The organism is Oleiphilus sp. HI0061 (assembly GCF_001635675.1).
The window spans coordinates 1-654 of sequence record NZ_LWFE01001439.1 but is presented as its reverse complement, the minus strand read 5'-3'; the positions used below and the strand labels follow the sequence as shown (position 1 = coordinate 654).

Sequence of the window (654 nt, the reverse complement as noted above, 5' to 3'; positions counted from 1 at the left end):
CTGGTTCTCCTGGTTCTCCTGGTTCTCCTGGTTCTCCTGGTCACTGTTTTGTTTCTGCTCGTTTTCCTGTTGAAGTTTCTCTATTAGTTCTTTGTTTGATTTTGCGTCTTGATGATCCGGGTTTTGCTTCAATACTTGCTCGTAAGCATCGAGTGCTTCCTGGAATTTTTGGTTCCTTGCCAGACTGTTCCCCAAGTTGTACAAAGCATCCTGTGAGGGGAGTGTTTCGTATAACTTCGCAGCTTGCTCGTAATTTCCAGCGCGATAATGAGCGGCTGCCTTATGTTCTATGGATTCAAATTTCTCGGCAGCCTCAGTGTAGGACTGTTGCTTCATTAGCTCTTGAGCTTGCTGGTCTTGGGTCTTAAACAAGTCTCTTGCTTCAAGGGCGTGTGAGGTTTCTGGTAAAGAAATAAGCGATATCGAAATAAACAGCGCTAGAAGTGTGTTTTGTCGATACGCAAAAAGCGCAAAAGGTATTATTAAGAATAACAGCAAATAACCGGCATCTTCCCAGGCATCAAAGGTACGAAAACTTTCTTGCTTGTCAGTATTGTTCGCTTTTGCTTTTCTCAGTCGTTCACCCGTGATATCAAGCGCCTCTAGGTCGTGATCATCTAGGGACATTTTAACCATCTTGCCGCGATTTACCCC

1 protein-coding gene is annotated in these 654 nt (G+C 44.3%); it reads right to left on the bottom strand.

What is annotated here, in order from left to right; translation table 11 throughout:
* Window positions 1-627: tetratricopeptide repeat protein (locus A3735_RS22705; protein ID WP_197485985.1), on the bottom strand; the 627-nt coding region annotated here is incomplete at its 3' end.
* Window positions 628-654 lie beyond the last annotated feature (27 nt).